Below are 16,687 nucleotides of genomic sequence, written 5' to 3' on the forward strand. Positions count from 1 at the left end.
GCCGGGCCGTGCGCCGAAGGCGGCGCCGTCCGCCCGGAGGCCGGGGCCGGCACCACCTCACCGACCGCCGAACCGCGCGTGGCCCGGCCCCCGGGCGACGAAGCTTCCCATGCCCCGCGCCCGGTCCTCCGTCCCGAACAAGGCGGCGAACCGCTCCCGTTCGACCGCCAGACCCTCGTCGAGGCCGAGCGCGCTGCCTTTGTCGAGGGCGTACTTCGCCGCCGCCAGCGCCATCGCCGGACCGCGCGCGTAGGAACGGGCCCGTGCCGTGGCCACCGACAGCACCTCGTCGCCGGGAACCACCTCGTCCACCAGGCCCACGCACAGCGCCTCCGGAGCCGTCAGGGCGCGCCCCGAGAAGATCATGTCCTTCGCCACCGCGAGGCCGACGAGCCGGGGCAGCCGCTGCGTGCCGCCCGCTCCCGGTATGACGCCGAGCAGGATCTCGGGGAGCCCCAGCCGGGAGTCCTCCGCGCAGACGCGGAAGTCCGCGGTCAGCGCGAGTTCGCACCCCCCGCCCAGGGCCGCGCCGTTGATGGCGGCGACGACCGGCTTGCCGATCTCCGCGACCGCGGTGAACGCGGACTGGAGCGCCGAGGCGTGTTCGTGCATGTCCGCGTGGGTCATCCCGGCCATCTCCTTGATGTCCGCGCCCGCGCTGAAGATGGCGGGACCGCCGTACAGGACCACGGCCCGCACGTCGGGATCGGTGGCCGCCAGCGCCGCCGCCCGGTGCAGGGCGCGTTGCGCGTCCCGGTTCAGCGCGTTGACGGGCGCCCGGTCCAGGCGGATCGTGGCGACGTGTTCGTCCACGGTGAGGAGGGCGGCGGCAGCCGCTCCGGTACGCGTGCTCACGCCCACAACAGGCCTCCGTTGACTCCGAGGATCTCGCCGTTGACGTAACTCGCGTCCTCGGACGCCAGGAAGACCGCCGCGCGGGCCGCCTCGCCCACCTCGCCGGCGCGGCCCAGCGCGAACCGCTTCCGGTACGCCTCCCAGGCACGCTCGTTGCTGACGAGTTCCCGGCCCATTCCCTCGTCGAGGAAGCCGGGTGCGAGGGAGTTGACCCGCACCCCGGTGCGTCCCAGTTCGATCGCCGCGACGCGGGTGAACATCTCGACGGCCGCCTTCGACGCCGCGTACCCGGCGGCTCCCACGGCCACCCGGCTGCCCATGCACGAGGACACGGTGATCACCGAGCCGCCGCTCTTCCTGAGGTACGGGACGGCCGCCTGCACCGAGAGGAAGACCCCGGTGAGGTTGGTGTCCATCACGGCCCGCCAGTCCTCGTAGGCCAGCGACTCGATCTTGCCGTCGCGGTTCACGCCCGCGTTCGCGACGACCGTGTCGACACCGCCGAACTCGGCGTCCGCCGTCCGCATGACGTCGCGCATCGCCCCGGGGTCGCTCACGTCGGCCAGCAGGAACCGGGTGTGTTCCGGTTGCTGGTCCAGCAGTTTTCCGACGTCCCCCCGGGAGCGGGCCGCGCACACGACGTTCGCCCCCTCCGTCAGGAACTCGCGTGCGATGGCCAGTCCGAGACCTCGTGTCCCGCCCGTGATCACCGCCGTCTTGCCCTTGAGTCTCATCTCGTCTCCTTGAGGTCCGGGTGCGGTTCGTGCCGGTGCGCGGTGTTCAGTACCAGGTCATGACGGCGGCGCCCGCCGTCATGCCCCCGCCGACCCCGGCGAGCAGCACCCGCTCGCCGCGCCGCAGGGGCGAGCGCAGGTGCGCGTCGTGGAGGGTGATCGGGATGGAGGCCGCCCCGGTGTTGCCGTAGCGGGGAGCCGTCATCGGGACGCGCGCGGGGTCGATCCCCAGGTCGCGCACGCACTGCTCCAGCAGCCGCGTGTTGGCCTGGTGGAAGATCACCCGGTCGATGTCGCCGAGCTCCAGGGAGCTCTCCTGGAGGACTTCGGCGACGAGCTTGGGCAGGGTCGCCAGTACGTAGTCGCGCACCGCCCGCCCGTCCATCGCGAAGAGGTGCTCACCGGCCTCCCACGCCTGCGGGTCGAGCGCCTTCGCGGTCCCGCCGGCGGCGACTCCCACCAGGCCGCTGCGGTCCCCGTCGGTGACCAGCTTCACCGCGTGGATGCCGTAGCCCTCGGGGACGGGTCCGAGGACCGCGGCCCCCGCACCGTCCCCGAAGAGGGCGACCGTCTTCCGGTCGGAGCGGTTCATGATGCGGGAGTACATGTCCGCGGCGACCACCAGCGCGCCGGACTCGCCGCCGGGCCGGTCCACCAGCGCCCGGCCGATGTCCAGGGCGAACAGGAACCCGGAGCACACGGCGTTGACGTCGAAGGCGGGGATGCCGTGCAGTCCCAGCTTGTCCTGGGTGAGGGCCGCGGTCGCGGGCTGCGGCCTGTCCCCGGTGGAGGTCGCCAGCGCGATCCAGTCGATGTGCGGCCACTCCTCCCGGTCGGCGCCGAGAGCGTCGAGGGCGGCGGCGGTCGCCAGGTCGGAGGTGGCCACCCCGTCCGCCGCGTACCGGCGCTCCCGTATACCGGTGCGCTGGTCGGTCCAGTCCGGACTGGCTCCGCTCCAGCGGGCCACGGTCGCGTTGTCCACTACGTCCGGAGGCACGTGGGCCCCGATGCGGATGATCCCTACGGGCATGTCCCGGTCTCCTCTGCGATGGGCACGGTGGTGGGGTGGGGGTGGTTCTCCCGTCGCGTCCAGCCGGGCGTCTCACCGACTTCCAGCACGGCGCAGCTCCAGTTGAAGCCGCCGCCGACACCGACGAGGACGATGTGCTCGCCCGCCCGCAGGGAACCGCTCTCCGCGAGGTGGTTGAGGCCGGCGAGCTGGTCGCCGGCGCCCAGGTGGCCGACGCGGCGGGCGAACTCCCAGGTGGTGCGGGTGAATCCGGTCAGCCCGAGGGGCCGGAGGACCTGACGCTGCAGCAGGTGGGAGCCGAAGTGGGGCAGCACGATGTGGTCCGCCGAGGCCAGGTCGACCCCGGCCTCCTGCGTCGCCTGGCTCACCGCGGCGTGGAGCCCGGCCGAACCCCGCTTCCACAGCTCCTCCTTGGGCATCCGTGTCAGGAACTCCTGGGCCCGTCGGTAGAGGTCGATGGGGTGGTCCGCGTCGTTGCGGAAGTCTCCGAAGGAGTCGTGGCCGCGGTGCAGGCCTTCCAGTTCGGGGTCCTGGGTCGTCACCAGGGACCGCAGCCGGGCGAACCCGCCCCGGGTCGACACGGCGACCGCGCTGCCGCCGTCGCCGAAGACGAGGCCGGAGTCGGCGCGCCAGCGGTCGAAGTGGGGAGGCCCCCAGATGTCCGCGCAGGCCACCACGGCCAGGTTCGCCTCGGGGCGGGCCGACAGCCTGTCGCAGGCCAGCTCCAGGGCGGCCAGTCCCCCGTTCGAACCGGCGCGGACCTCGGCGGCGAACGCCGCCGCGCTGCCCACCTCGCGCTGGACGTAGGAGGTGGGGTTCGCGACGTTGATGCCGTTGTGCTTGAGGACGGAGTAGAGAAGAACGTCCACCTGGCCGGGGTCCGCGCCCGCGCGCCACAGGGCCTGACGGGCCGCCGCCGCGGCCATGCCCGGGGTGGAGGCTTCCGGCGGGGCCACCGTCAGTGTCAGTTGTTCGCTGCGTCCGGCTTCGTCGGCGCTGTAGTCGCCGTCGGCCACCGCCTGTTCGGCCGTGACGTGATCGTCCGGCAGCCAGGCTCCGGTACCGGCCACGTGTATGTCGTTCCACCGCATGGGAGGTCTCCTCTCTTCGGGCGGGGGGACGGGGGTGTCTCAGGGACGGTTGGTCCAGGCGACCGGGCCGCCGGGGGCGCGTCGTGCCCGGGTCGTCGCCTCGTAGGGCATGCCGCCGTCGGGCATGTTCAGCACCTCCATCGGGATGCCGATGGGGGTACGGAAGTAGACCCAGCGGTCGCCGGCGATGGGGCCCTCGGTGATGGTCTCGGGGGTGCCGAGGATCTCGACGCCCTCCTGCGCGCCGAGGTAGGCGACGGCGGCGTCGACGTCGTCGACGTAGAAGGCGAGGTGGTGACCGCCCACGTCGCTGTTGCGCGGGGGCACGGAGGACGAGCCGGGGACCGCGTAGGAGAACAGCTCGATGTTGTCCGTGGGGCCCAGGCGCAGCATGGCCTGTTCGATGGTTCCCGCTCCGTCGACGTTGAGCTGGGTGCTCATGACGTCGGCGGGCAGCGGGATCGGGCCGATGCGGTAGAGGAGTTCGGCGCCGAGGACGCCGGTGAAGAAGTCCACGGACGCGTCGAGGTCGGCCACCGTGTAGGCGACGTGGTCGATGTTGCGTGCGGTGGGGATGCCGGGTGCCGGTGTGGTGACGGTCCCGTTGTGCCAGGACGCCACCGGGCCGAAGCGCCGGCCGTCGGTCTCCTTCTGGTAGGGCATGTCCTGCGGGACGGAGTGGACCTCCATCTGCATGCCCCAGGGGGTGAGGAAGTAGATCCAGCGGTCGCCCGCGTTGGGGGCGTCCTCGGGCATGGTCTGCGGCGTGCCGAGGACCCGCACGCCGGGACGGCCGCCGAGGTAGGCGACGGCGGCGTCGACGTCGTCGACGTAGAAGGCGAGGTGGTGGCCGCCCACGTCGTTGTTGCGCGGCGGGACGTTGTTCTGGCGGGGGGCGGTGTACTCGAAGAGCTCGACGTTGCTGGTGGGGCCGAGGCGCAGCATGGCGATCTCGGTCGTGGCCCTGGGGTCGACGTCGAGGTGGACGCTCATCCAGTCGTCGTCGCGGACGAGGCGGTCGAGGCGGTAGACGAGTTCGCCGCCGAGCGTGGTGGTGAAGAAATCGATCGCCTGGTCGAGGTCGGGGACGGTGAAGGCGAAGTGGTCCACGCTCCGGGCGGTGGGGATTCCGGTGCCGGTCTGCGGAAGCTGGAGGGCCATGGTGCGGTGCCTTTCCGGTACGGAGTGGGTGCGGCTCAGAGGGTGTTGGCGTAGCCCTGGTTGGCGATCGCGGCCATGAGGCTGAGGCCGCCGTCGACGGTGAGGGAGACCCCGGTGGTGTAGGCGGCGGCGGGCGAGGCGAGGTGGGTGATGAGCGCGGCCACCTCGGCCGGGCGCCCGGGGCGGCCGACGGGGATCGCGGGTCGCTTCACGTCGGCGGCGTCGGTGCGTTCGGGCACGCCGTTCATGGGGGTCGCCGTTTCGCCGGGTGCCACCGAGTTGACGGTGATGCGGTGTTCGGCGAGTTCCAGGGCCATCACTTTGGTGACGGCGCCCAGCGCGGCTTTCGCGGCGCAGTAGGCGCTGCCGCCCCGGATGGGGATGTGCTCGTGCACGGAGGTGACGTTGATGATGCGTCCGCCCCGGCCGGCCGCGACCATGGAGGCGGCTGCCGCCCGGGCGCAGAGGAACGGGCCGGTGAGGTCGACGTCGAGGAGGTGCTGCCATCCGTCGGCGTCCTCGTCGAGGGCGTCGGCCCGGCGGTTGATCCCGGCGTTGTTGACGAAGACGTCGAGCCCGCCGAGTTCCCCGGCCACGCGGCGGACCGCCTCCGCGGCGGCGCGCGGGTCGCCGAGGTCCAGCCGGACCAGGGTCGTCTCCGTCCCTTCGGGCATGTCCCGCACCGTGCGCCGGGCGCCTTCCTCGTCCGTGCGGTAGCCGACCGCGACGCGGTGTCCCGCCCGGGCGAGTGCGACGGCGGTGGCTCGGCCGATGCCGGAGCTGGCGCCCGTGACGAGGGCGGTGGGCCGCCGGGCGGCGGTCGGGGAGGTGTCATCGGACATGGGCTTCCTCGGCTTCCCGTGCGTCGGCGGCGTCCGCGGCGTCCGCGGCGTCGAACGAGAGCAGGATCTTGGGGCGTGCGCCGCGGCCCGTCTCCAGGGTCCGGAACGCCTGCCGGGCTTCCGCGGCGGGCAGCTCCGCGTGGATCAGGGGGGCGGCCCGCAGAACGCCGCGGGCGAAGAGGCCGAGGGTCTCGTCGTAGTGGTCGAGCCCGTGGCGGATGCCGAGCACGGAGATCCCGTCGAGGGTGATGCGGGCGGCGTCGACCTGCGGAACGGGTTCGTGCGTGACGCCGACGGCGGCGACCCGACCGCCGGGTTCGACGAGTTCCAGGGCCCTCGCGAAGCCGGCGGAGGCGCCGGAGGCTTCGACGACCAGGGAGTACGCGCTCGGGTCGGCCTGGCCGGGGAGGAGGCCGCGCCGCGCTCCCAGGCCGGTGGCGAGTTCGAGGGCCGGCGCGTCCACACCGACGGCGTCGACGTGCTGGGCCAGATGGGCGGCCAGCTGGACCGCCAGCAGGCCGATGGTGCCGGTCCCCACGACGGCCACGCGGTCGGTGGGGAGGCAACCGGCCCGCCGGAACGCCTCGACGACGGTGACCGCGGGTTCGACCAGTGCGGCGGAGCGGGCGTCGACCGTGTCGGGCACGGGGACGAGCGAGCTCGCGGGGACCCGGACGTACTGGGCCGCCGCTCCCTGGAGCCCGTAGAGACCGACCTCGCGCATGTGCGGGCAGAGGCCGCGCCGGCCGCCGCGGCAGTGGGCGCATCCGCCGCAGGGCACCATGGTCTGGCCGACGACGCGCTGCCCGGCGGCCAGTCCGGTGCCGGGCGCGGTCACGACGGTGCCGCTCCATTCGTGCCCGACGACGTGCGGGTAGCGGGTCCGCCCGTCGAGGACGTAGCTCGCGGTGCCGTGCAGGAGTTCCAGGTCGGTTCCGCAGAGTCCGGCGTACGAGACGCGGACCAGTGCGTGGCCGGCGAGCGGCCCGGGGATCGGGATCTCCACCGTCTCGACGCTCTTGGGGGAGGTGACGGCGACGGCCGTCATGGTTCCCCGCACCCAGGCGGGGTCGTGGGCCGGGCTAGTCATGGTGCAGCTCCGGTACGCGCGGGGGGAGCTGGGCGGCGTACCGGTCGGGCAGCGTCGCCAGCAGCAGCAGGGTGGCGGGGAGGTCGCCGGTGGTGAGGTGGGGGCGGGCTCCGGCCGGGCTGAGCATGAGCTGGCCCGCGTGGAGCGACCACGGCGCGGAGTCGCACTCGTCGACGGTGACCGTCCCGGACAGGACGAACCACGCCTCGTCGACCCCGGTGCGCCCGCGGTGGTCGATGCGGGCGTGCGGTTCCAGGACGATCTGGTCGACCGCTTCGCACTCGCTGTGGAGCATGCCCCGGCGGGCGAGGCAGCGTCGGAGGACCGACCCGGCGCCGGCGTGGAGCGCCTCGGCGTGGGCGACGGCGGAGGAGATGATCACCGGGTGCTCTCCTCCCGGCCGGGCACGTCCATCGCGGCGTGGAAGAGCTGGAGTCCGCCCTCGTGGGCCAGGACGTGCGCCTGGGTGCCCAGCGGGAGGGTGACGGCGGTGCCGGGGACGAGCTCGGCCCGGGAGCCCGCGGTCTCGGCGACGCCCGTTCCGTCGATCACGAAGAGCACGTGTTCGCTGTTCCGGGCCTTCAGCGTCTCGCTGCCGGCCTCCGCGAGGGTCAGGATGCGGATGGTGGAGAGGGGCCCGTCGAAGGCTTCGGACGGGTCGACGCTGCGGACTTCGTCGAGCTGGTACACCCTGCTGCGGGGCATGGTTCCTCCAGGATGGGCGGGGGCGTCCTGGGTGAGGACGGCGTGGGTGGCCGGTGCGGACATCTCCACGACGAGCCAGGCGAGTTCGCCGTCACCGGTGTTGCGCAGGCCGTGCGTGCTGCCGACGCCGGTGAGGGCCGTGGTGCCGGGCCGCACCGGGTGGGTGGTGTCGTCCAGGAGCAGTTCGCCGCGCCCGGAGAGGACGAAGTAGATCTCCTCGGTGCGGGTGTGCAGGTGGGCTCCGCTGACACCGCCGGGCGGCAGGCAGGCCCATTCGACCGCTTCCCACGTGCCGGTGGTGCCGGTGCGGCGTGCGAGGCACTTCCAGTAGGTGAGGCCTTCGGCGCCGTGCACGCCGTGGACGTGCGAGGCCCGCGAGGTGTCGGCGACGATCACAGGGCACCCCGCAGGGACCGGTCGTGCTCCTGCAACTCGGCGTGGGCCGCGCGCAGTTCATGCGGGCTGAGGTCGTTGACGAAGCACGCCTGGCCGATGCCGACCGGCAGCGGCAGACGCTGCTGGCCGTCGCGGTGCCGGACGGTGTCGGTGAGGGCGCGTTCCCACACGTCGGGCGTGCAGGCGGGGTGCGTGACGGGCAGGCCCAGGTCTTCCATGACCGCCAGCACGCGCCGGGTGTCCTCGTCGCTCACCAGGCCGCGTCGGCGGGCGACGACGGTGGTGAAGGCCATGTCGACGCAGACCGCTTCTCCGTGCAGGAGTTCGGGCAGCGCCTCCATCTCGATCACGGGAGAGAAGGAGTGGCCGTAGTCCACCAGCCGCTGGAGCTGGTGCTCCCAGAGGTTGGGCTGGAGTTCTTCGAGCATGCCGTGGACGGCCCGGCACAGGACTTCTTCGGCGACGAGGTGGCGGCCGTCGGGGTCCTCGGTCAGCTGGAGCCTGCCGTTGAGCAGGGTCTTGCTGTGGGCGGCGAGCAGTTCGAAGAGGGTCCGGTCCTTGACGAGGGCGATCTTGAGGATCTCGGCCAGGCCGTTGGAGATGTGCCGCTGGTCGAGCGTGGCCAGGAACGCCGGGTCGAGCAGCGCCACCGAGGACGGGTGGTAGGTGCCCAGCCGGTTCTTGTGCCGGCCGAAGTTGACTCCGGTCTTGGCGCCGACGCCCGCGTCCACCAGGCCGATGAGGGTGGTGGGGACACGGACGTACGGGGTGGACCGCCGGTAGAGGCTGGCGGCGAGGCCCACGATGTCCATGAGGACCCCGCCGCCGATGGCGACGACGGGTTCGTGGCGGCGCGCGATGCCGAAGGCGTCCATGGACTCCACCACGTGGAAGGCCGACTCCATCGTCTTGAGCTGCTCGTGGGCGGGCAGGACGCGGGTCACCGTCTCGATGCCGCGTGCGTCGAAGTACGCCGCGATGCGGTCTCCGTAGAGGCGCTGCACCTGCTCCTCGACCACCAGCAGGCGCCGGGTGCCCGTGCTGCCGGGCGGGTTGCCCGCTTCGGCCAGGGCGGAATGGGCGGGATCGAGTATTCCGTTCTCGAAACGCACCTCGTAGGTGACGGGCTTGGCCGTACTGACGGTCCAGGAACGCGCCGGCGTTCCTTTTGTGAACAGCCCGTTTCCGGAGTGTGTGAAATATGTTTCTGGCGGCATGACGGCCGTCATTCGATACTCCTCGTCTTGTTCCCGAACGGAAAGAAGGGCGGGAAGAGATGGAGCTGGAGCACGCGCCCCGGGAAACTCCGCCTTGACGCTCAGGCCAATTGATCATCGCCGGTCGGCCTGCTGCTGCCATGAACTATAGATGCGAGCACAAGTTTGAATGCCAGTACAGCTAGAGTGTGATTTGAATCACGATCGCGAACCGACAAGTCCTCCCGAAGCCGTCAAATCGGCCCCCGCGTCCTCGACGTGGCGATACCTCTCAGTCGGGAAGCCGCAGAACATTCCGGCCCACCCGGGGGCTGTGACCGCGAATTTTCGCCACTGGACCGGCAAAGTGGCGTGTTTCGCCCGCACGAATACCCCATGGACCAAAGTTGTTCGCGAGTGTATTTTTGGACCCGCTCCGCATGGGGTCCGGCCCCGCCGAAGCGCCCACGACACACGAGGTAGGGGAAAATGCCCAGAGAGTCAGGAAGTGCCGGCTCGGCCATCGCTGTCATCGGCATGGGATGCCGGTTCCCGCAGGCGGGCGGCGTGGATGAATTCTGGAACAATTTGCTGGCGAATACCGATGCGATCACACCGGTGGGATCTGATCGTTTCGATGCCGGGCTGTTCCACCACCCGACGCCGGGCACCCCCGGAAAGACGGTGAGCAGGCACGGCGGTTTCCTCGACGCCCCCTTCGCCTTCGACGCCTCTTTCTTCGGGATCGCTCCGGTGGAGGCGAAGGCGATGGACCCGCAACAGCGGCTGCTCCTGCACGTCGTGTGGGAAGCCCTGGAAGACGCGGGGATCGTCCCCTCGTCCCTCGCCGCGAGCCGCACCGGAGTCTTCGTCGGGCAGGCCACCGCCGAGTACGGAGAGGTGCACGCCCCGCCCGGCGTGCACGGCGCGGTCGGCAGCCGCATCCGGGGAGCCACGGCGGGCCGGATCAGCTACGCCATGGATCTGCGCGGCCCCAGCCTCGTCCTGGACACCGCCTGCTCCTCGTCCCTGGTGGCCGTGCACGGCGCGCGGCAGAGCCTGCTCAGCGGGGAGAGCGATCTGGCGATCGCCGGCGCGGTCAACTTCATCGTGTCTCCGGACGACGCCATCGCCTACTCCCAGGGCGGCATGCTGTCGCCCGGGGGCCGCTGCCGCTTCGGAGACGCGCGGGCGGACGGCTTCGTGCGCAGCGAGGGAGTGGGGGCCGTGATCCTGAAGCGCCTCGACGACGCGCTGGCGGACGGCGATCCGGTGCTCGGCGTGATCCTGGGGAGCGCCGTCACCCACGAGGGCCAGGGCGACGGGCTGTTACTGCGCCCCTCGGTCGGCGGACAGCGCGCCATGCTCAGGGAGGCGTGCCGGGCGGCGGGCGTCGGGGTGGGACAACTGGACTACGTCGAAGCGCACGGCACCGGCACCACGATCGGCGACGCGGTCGAGCTGGAGGCCCTGATCGCGGAGCGCCGCGAGGACGGGCCGCGCACCGCGCCGCTGCGGGTCGGCTCGGTGAAGAGCAACATCGGGCACGCCGAGGCGGCGGCCGGCATGGCGGGGCTGATCAAGTCGCTCCTCATCCTGAGACACCGCACGGTGCCGGCGACCCTGCACGTGAGCCGGCCCAACGACCAGGTGGCGGCAGCCGCCGACGCGGTGCGGCTGGTGACCCGGAACGAACCCCTCGCGCCGCAGGGCGGGGCGGCCCTGATCGGCGTCAGCTCCTTCGGGATCAGCGGTACCAACGCCCATGTGGTGCTCGGTGCGCACGCGCCCGTGCCCCGCGACGGCGCCGATGCTCCCCGCGACGGCGCCGCACCCGCGCCGCACCTGCTGGTGCTCTCCGCCCGCTCGCCGCGGGCCCTGAACCAACTGGCCCTGTCCTATGCCGCGTTCCTGAGGCCGGGAGGCGCGGGCCACGACCTTGCGCTGGGCCCGGTCTGCGCCGCCGCCGCGACCCGCAGGGAGGGCCATGCCCACCGCCTGTGGGCGGTGGGAGCCACCCACGCCGAACTGGCCGACCAGCTGGACCGGCTGGCCCGCGGGGAGAACACCGCGAACGCCGGCACGGGGGACGCGGGCCCCGGACCGGCCAAGCGCACCGTGTTCGTCTTCCCCGGCCAGGGGTCCCAATGGGTCGGCATGGGACAGGAGTTGCTCGCCTCCTCGCCGGCCTTCCGCCGGACCCTGACCGCGTGCGACCGCGTCCTGGGTGACGAACTGGGCTGGTCCGTCCTGGAACTCCTCGGCACGCGGCCCGAGTCCTTCCCCACGGCGGTGGAGGTGGTGCAACCCGCCCTGTGGGCCATGGAGATCGCTCTGGCGGCGGCATGGGCCGAGCGGGGCGTGACCCCCGACGTCTGCGTGGGGCACAGCATGGGCGAGACCGCCGCCGCCCACATCGCCGGGGCCCTGTCGCTGGCGGACGCCGCCGCGGTCATCGCCCGGCGCAGCCGGCTGATGAAGCGTCTGGCCGGACGCGGCTCGATGATGGCCGTCGAGCTCGGCGGCCGGGAGGCCGCGGAGGTGGTCTCCCCGTACGGCGGCCTCGTGTGCGTGGCGGCAAAGAACGCGCCGACCGCCACGGTGCTCTCCGGCGACGGCGGCGTGCTCGACGAGATCGCCGAGAAGCTGGACGCCCGGGGCGTGATGGCCCGCAAGGTGAACGTCAACGTCGCTTCCCACAGCCCGCTCACCGACGAACTCCGGGCCGACCTGCTCCAGGAGCTGGCCGGGCTCTCCCCGGGGCCGGTCTCCCGCACGATGGTCTCCACGGTCACCGGCGAGCCGGTGGAGGGGCCGGAACTGCACGCCGACTACTGGGTGCGGAACCTGCGCGGCATGGTCCGTTTCACCGACGCGATCAGGGCCGCGGGTACCGCGCGCGACAGCGTCTTCGTCGAGGTGAGCCCGCACCCGCTGCTCACCCACGGCACGGAGGAGACCCTGGGCCGTCCCGGTTGCGCGGTCGAGTCGCTCAGACGCGATCAGGACCCGGCGTCGGCGCTGGCCCGCTCGGTCGGGCGTTTCTACGCGGCGGGCGGCCGGGTGGACTGGGAGCGCTACCACGGAGGGCGGCCCGAGGCCGTCGCGCTGCCCCGGTACCCCTGGCAGGCCACCGCGTTCCGGCTGGACCCTGCCCCGGACGCGGCGTCCGGCACCCAGCACGGTCACACCCGGCACCTGGATCTGGCGGAATGGGCGAAGCCGGCCGGCTGGGGCGATGCCGTCGGCGTCGACGGATTCGCCCCCGTCCCCCCGGTCGTCCACGCCGGAGCGCTGCTGCACGTCGCCCGCGAGCTGCGCCCCGGCACCCCGTTGTCCTTGCGGCAGGTGCGCCTGCACGGCGCCTCGGTGGAAGCGGCGGACGCGGACGCCTTGCGGCTCAAGGTCTCGCTCCGCCCGGACGCCTCCGGATGGCAGGGCTCGGTCCTGGCCGAGCATCCCCGCTTCGCCGAACCCGTGCCGTGCATGACGGCGACGATCCGCGTCGGCGGCGAGATCCGGCGGGAGTCGGGCGGCGCCCTTCTGGACCGCGCCCTCGCCTCCTGCGGGGAGTACCTGCCGGAGCACGAATTCGCCCGGTACATCGGGCGGATGGGCTTCGCGGTGAGTCCTCCGTTCCAGGCGGTCGAACGCGCGTGGCGGCGCAACGGCGCGGCTCTCGGCCGGATGCGCCGCCCGGAGGCGTCGGCACCGGCGGCCTGGGAGTCCGCGCTCCTGCCCCTGCTGGCCGCGCTCGCGCCGACGCGGTTCGGCGTGCGCCAGACGTACGCCCCCGTCGGCTTCGGCTCGATCGAGTTCGCCGCGGATCTGCCCGAGCGGTTCTGGAGCGTCGCGAGGGTCACGGCTTCCTCGGGGTCCGTGGTCCGCGGTGATGTGGTCGTACTGGGGGACGACGGGCGGATCGTGGCCCGCTTCGGCTCCATCGTCCTGCGCCGGTCCGCCGGGGACGGGCAGGCGGCGGCGAAACGTCTCTCCGCCCTGGTCGCTCACGCGCGCGGGCGCCTGCTCTCCCCCGCGACGGCCGTCCGGAGGAGCGGCGCGGACCCCGCTCCCCCGGCTCCGGAGCGGGCCCCCGTCCGGCCCGCGGCGGACGCGGACGGGAGTGCCCCCACGCACCCCACGCACCCCGCGCCCCCCACGCACCCGCAGGGGCTGCCCGCGCTGGCGGCCTCCGTCCTGGGGATGGACGGTCAGGATCTCGATCTCGACCGTTCGCTGCACGCCCAGGGGCTGGATTCCCTGATGGCGGTCCGCCTGCGGCATCAGATGTCCGCGCTGCACGATGTACGGGTCTCGACGGGCAGGCTGCTGGGCGAGGAGAGTGTTCGCAGTCTGGCGAGCGACCTGGCGCGGGCGGTGTCGTGACCACCCTGACCGCCGCGCTCTCGGCGACGACCGCGCCGACCGCCGTGCCCCCCGCGCCCCTCCTGGCCAGGGAAAACGGGGGCCACGCGCCGGGGTGGGAGCCCGGGGTGCCCCGTTCCCCCAAGCCGCGTGTCATTTCTGTGGCAAAAACTTGGACCGTGGTATAAATTTCGCCTTGTCGGCTCCGCGGCCGACATCGCACTTTTGCACCCTTCCTCGCACAGGCTCTTCGTGGACACCCAGGACCACTCCCCTGGAGGAGCCTGAGAGCACACGGAGTCACAGTGGACATCGTCGAGCAGCCCGTCGGCCGTCGCGCACGCAACAAGCAGCGCGTCCGTGATCGCCTGTACAGCAGCGCACTGGAAGTGATCATGGAGAAGGGATACGACCACGCCTCCGTGGACGAGATCGCGGAACGCGCGGACGTCGCCCGAGGGACGTTCTTCAACTACTTCCCCCGGAAGGAGGACCTCATCGGAGCCTGGGCCGAGCAACGCCGGGAAAGCATCAAGGCGGCCGTGGGAGAGACAGCCCCGGCACACTGCCCGAGTGCGCAGTCGCAGCTCGCGCAGTACATGAAAGCCCTCGGCCGGATCAACGACGCGGAGGAGGACCTCACCGTGGCCATGCTCACCGCGTGGGTGCGGGCGGGCCGCCCGCTGTTCGAGGACCCGCACCTCGCGAAGCTCTTCGAGGTGGTCGTGGAGAACGGCCAGAAGACCGGCGAGTTCTCCCGGAACGTCTCGGCCGAGCGGGTCAGCCACGCCCTGCGCGACCTCTACCTCGGTGCCCTCTACGAGTGGGCGCGGTCCAGCCCGGCCAGCCGCCATCCCCCGCTGGAGCACCGCCTGCAGGAGATCGTCACGCTGCTGGTCGACGGCATCGCCGCGGCGCCGACGCGGCTGGAGGAGTAGGACGCGGCACCGGTGGCCCGGTCCGACGGGCCACCGTCCCGGCAGCGGACACCGCCGGGACGGCGCCGCGGATCGGGTGACGGGCGCACCGGGAGCCGGGCGCCACCGGCCGGAGCCGGGGCACCCGCCCGGATCAGGCGTTCATGAACTGGTCCACCCGCAGCGCCCGGTCGACGATGCGTACGTCACCGAGGGTGCCGTGGAAGACCTGGCTGACGTTCCCGGCCCACTGGTAGCCGCCGACGAGGAACGGCTTGTGGAGCGAGGCCAGGCCGACCGCCTTCGACGTGGGGTTGCGGCCCTCCTCGCAGCCGTTCACGTACAGCTTGCTGACCTTGCCGTCGTTGACGACGGCCACGTGCCACCACTCCTGCTGCTGGAGCAGGTGGCTCCACGCGGTGGTCGCTCCGTCCATGTTGAGCGGGTACGCGTTCCACTGGATCTCCAGGGAGCCGCTGAGCCCCAGCGTCATGACCGGTTCGTCGGCGGTCGACGACGGGCCGTTCTTCCCGGCCTCCGCGGCGGTGCCGGCGCGGCTGAGCATCGAGGACCAGCCGTTGCGCCCGCCGTTCCAGTCGGCGGGCACCTTGAAGAACAGCTCGATGGTGTAGCCGTGCGGGAAGGTCTCCGCGTTGATCGGCGCCTTGTCGACGGTACGGAGGTAGGCGCCGGCGACCGGGTTGCCCTGGCCGGCGAAGACGAGGCCGCCGTGTCCGGGCTGGTCGGGGTGGTGGTCGCCGGTCCAGGTCAGCGCGTTCGCCGCGGCGCCCGGGACCTGCTGGAGGACCAGGTCGTTGCCGTGGCCCGCCTGGTCCTGGACGACCGTGCCGGAGGGCAGGCTGCCGCCCTCGGCGCCGGAGCCGTCGAACCGCCAGTACGCGAGGGTGCCGGGAACCAGCATCCGCCGGGCGGCGCGGGGCGCCCGTTCCGGGACCGGGGCGAAACCGGCGAAGCGCTGCTCGAAGTCGATGTCCAGGGAGAAGTAGTCGACCGCGGAGGTCAGTTCGATCTCCTGGGCGGCGGCGGCGTTCAGCTCGTCCTCGGCCGCGCGCTCCCGCATCCACGGGGAGAACGTGGCGATGTCGATCCTGCCCCGGTTGAGGTCGAAGCGGTACGAGCGCAGCATGCCGGAGCCACCGTAGTAGCGGTCCTGGTAGTTGGTGATGTGCAGGTGGACGTCGTTGCCGGCGCTGTTCTTCTTCACGGTGGAGCCGGGCGGCCAGTAGTGGCCGTTCAGGGTGAGGAAGATCTGGTCGTTGTCCTTGATCAGCCCGTCCCACATCTGCTGCCCGTACGCGGAGAGTTCGGCGGAGCCGTCGTCGTACGAGCCGACGATCTCGTGGGTCGTCACGATCACCGGCAGCGTCGGGTTCGCCTTGATGACGGCGTTGGCCCAGGCGAAACCCGCCGCCGACATGCGCCAGTCGAGCGAGAGCACCATCCAACTGCGGCCACCCGCACGGAAGATGTGGCTGGTGTTGTAGCCGTCGGGGCTGGAGGAGTGGTAGGCGGGCGACTTCTTGGCCCGTGCCGGGCCGAAGGTGTCCAGGTACGGCGTCCGGCCGCGCTGGTCGTCGCCGCCGACGTCGTGGTTGCCCGCCAGCACGCCGTACGCGGCACCCGCGTCGTCGAGCATGTCGAACACCTTGGTCACCGCGGCGTACTCCTCGGCGTGACCGTTGTTGGTCACGTCGCCGAGGTGGGCGAGGAACACGATGTTCTCGTCGTTGCCGCCGGCCCGCCCGGCCTGGTCGAGCACGTAGCGGAAGGATGCCTCCATCGGGGCCGGGTGGATGCGGTCGATGTCGAACATGTACTGCGTGTCGGGCATGACGACGAAGGTGAACCGCGGGTTCTCCGGGTCCGGGCTCCACGTGCCGTGCTTGCCGCCGCCGGGCTTCTTCCCGTGCCCCGCTTCGGAGGCTCCCGAGGCGAAGGCCGGTGTCGCGCCCAGCAGTCCGGTCGCGGTCACGGCCGCCCCCGCGCCGAGCACGCCCGCGCCGCGCAGGAAGGTGCGACGGCTCCTGGCCGCGAGCCCGTCGCCGTCGAGTTCGGCGGTGCGCGGACAGCCGCACTCGGCCGAGTGCGCGGCGGCTGCCGCCGGGAGGCTGCGCTCCGGCGCGTCGGGGCTGCCGTCAGGGGTGGTGTGCATACGTGCTCCCAGCAACGAATCGAGGTGGATGCACGCACGCTAGAAAGCCCACCGGGGCGGGCGGATGTCGCACCGGCGACCGGCTGCCCAACACTCCGACAACTTCGGCAACTCCGTGACCTGCGGCGGAGC

General features: G+C 72.3%; 13 protein-coding genes. 2 read left to right on the forward strand and 11 right to left on the reverse strand.

Annotated features, from left to right (window positions below):
• Positions 1-57: 57 nt before the first annotated feature.
• The 10 genes from ACFWEE_RS04830 to ACFWEE_RS04875 are packed head-to-tail and all read right to left on the reverse strand — an operon-like array spanning position 58 to position 9,016.
• Positions 58-855: an enoyl-CoA hydratase/isomerase family protein gene (locus ACFWEE_RS04830; protein ID WP_386886370.1), complete on the reverse strand. Its 798-nt coding sequence runs from the start codon at positions 853-855 to the stop codon at positions 58-60.
• Entirely contained in the window at positions 852-1,589 is a 738-nt protein-coding gene (locus ACFWEE_RS04835) for an SDR family NAD(P)-dependent oxidoreductase (protein ID WP_386886372.1), read from the reverse strand. The genes ACFWEE_RS04830 and ACFWEE_RS04835 overlap by 4 nt, the downstream gene beginning before the upstream one ends.
• A 46-nt stretch (positions 1,590-1,635) precedes the next feature.
• Positions 1,636-2,619, reverse strand: coding sequence for a 3-oxoacyl-ACP synthase III family protein (locus ACFWEE_RS04840; RefSeq protein ID WP_386886374.1), 984 nt, complete (start codon positions 2,617-2,619; stop codon positions 1,636-1,638).
• On the reverse strand, positions 2,610-3,710 hold the full coding sequence (locus ACFWEE_RS04845) for a ketoacyl-ACP synthase III family protein (RefSeq protein ID WP_386886376.1): 1,101 nt from the start codon (positions 3,708-3,710) through the stop codon (positions 2,610-2,612). Before ACFWEE_RS04845 ends, ACFWEE_RS04840 begins: the two co-directional genes overlap by 10 nt.
• A gap of 39 nt (positions 3,711-3,749) precedes the next feature.
• Positions 3,750-4,871, reverse strand: coding sequence for a VOC family protein (locus tag ACFWEE_RS04850; RefSeq protein WP_386886378.1), 1,122 nt, complete (start codon positions 4,869-4,871; stop codon positions 3,750-3,752).
• Positions 4,872-4,906: 35 nt separating this feature from the next.
• The gene (locus tag ACFWEE_RS04855) at positions 4,907-5,713 is read right to left on the reverse strand and encodes an SDR family oxidoreductase (protein ID WP_386886380.1); all 807 of its coding nucleotides are present in this window, start codon (positions 5,711-5,713) and stop codon (positions 4,907-4,909) included.
• Positions 5,703-6,803, reverse strand: coding sequence for a zinc-binding dehydrogenase (locus ACFWEE_RS04860; RefSeq protein ID WP_386886382.1), 1,101 nt, complete (start codon positions 6,801-6,803; stop codon positions 5,703-5,705). Before ACFWEE_RS04860 ends, ACFWEE_RS04855 begins: the two co-directional genes overlap by 11 nt.
• Positions 6,796-7,185 carry a cupin domain-containing protein gene (locus tag ACFWEE_RS04865; protein ID WP_386886383.1) on the reverse strand — a complete coding sequence of 130 codons (390 nt, stop codon included), beginning with the start codon at positions 7,183-7,185 and terminating at the stop codon, positions 6,796-6,798. The genes ACFWEE_RS04860 and ACFWEE_RS04865 overlap by 8 nt, the downstream gene beginning before the upstream one ends.
• Complete coding sequence (locus tag ACFWEE_RS04870) at positions 7,182-7,904, reverse strand: cupin domain-containing protein (RefSeq protein ID WP_386886385.1); 723 nt, start codon at positions 7,902-7,904, stop codon at positions 7,182-7,184. Before ACFWEE_RS04870 ends, ACFWEE_RS04865 begins: the two co-directional genes overlap by 4 nt.
• The gene (locus ACFWEE_RS04875; RefSeq protein WP_386886387.1) at positions 7,901-9,016 is read right to left on the reverse strand and encodes a sedoheptulose 7-phosphate cyclase; all 1,116 of its coding nucleotides are present in this window, start codon (positions 9,014-9,016) and stop codon (positions 7,901-7,903) included. Before ACFWEE_RS04875 ends, ACFWEE_RS04870 begins: the two co-directional genes overlap by 4 nt.
• Before the next feature lie 573 nt (positions 9,017-9,589).
• Here ACFWEE_RS04875 and ACFWEE_RS04880 point away from each other — a divergent pair.
• The gene (locus tag ACFWEE_RS04880; protein ID WP_386886388.1) at positions 9,590-13,486 is read left to right on the forward strand and encodes a type I polyketide synthase; all 3,897 of its coding nucleotides are present in this window, start codon (positions 9,590-9,592) and stop codon (positions 13,484-13,486) included.
• A gap of 284 nt (positions 13,487-13,770) precedes the next feature.
• A complete protein-coding gene (locus tag ACFWEE_RS04885) occupies positions 13,771-14,403 on the forward strand; it encodes a TetR/AcrR family transcriptional regulator (RefSeq protein ID WP_386886390.1) in 633 nt (210 codons plus the stop codon).
• Between the two features lie 133 nt (positions 14,404-14,536).
• Here ACFWEE_RS04885 and ACFWEE_RS04890 read toward each other — a convergent pair whose 3' ends face one another.
• Positions 14,537-16,555, reverse strand: a complete 2,019-nt coding sequence (locus ACFWEE_RS04890) for a LamG-like jellyroll fold domain-containing protein (RefSeq protein ID WP_386886392.1) — start codon at positions 16,553-16,555, stop codon at positions 14,537-14,539.
• Between the last annotated feature and the right edge of the window lie 132 nt (positions 16,556-16,687).

Source organism: Streptomyces sp. NPDC060184 (assembly GCF_042728795.1).
Taxonomy (GTDB): domain Bacteria; phylum Actinomycetota; class Actinomycetes; order Streptomycetales; family Streptomycetaceae; genus Streptomyces.